General features: G+C 43.2%; 1 protein-coding gene. It reads left to right on the forward strand.

The features are described 5' to 3' along the window. A partial coding sequence (locus ACVC08_RS01490) for a hypothetical protein (RefSeq protein ID WP_452600713.1) occupies positions 1 to 220 on the forward strand: 220 nt, incomplete at both ends.

Raw genomic sequence — 220 nt, forward strand, 5'->3', positions numbered from 1 at the left:
CACCAACATTTACTGCTCCGGCAGATATTGAGATATTTACAGATGCATCATGTAACTACGATGCTGGAGTAAACATTACGGGAGATGTTACAGACGAAGCAGATAACTGTTCTGCAACACTAGACGCGACCTATACAGACACTGTAGTCGCTGGAACTTGCGAAGGGTCATTCATTATCACAAGAACATGGACATTAACAGATAGCTGTGGTAACACTGC

It is taken from the genome of Pontimicrobium sp. MEBiC06410 (assembly GCF_053601615.1).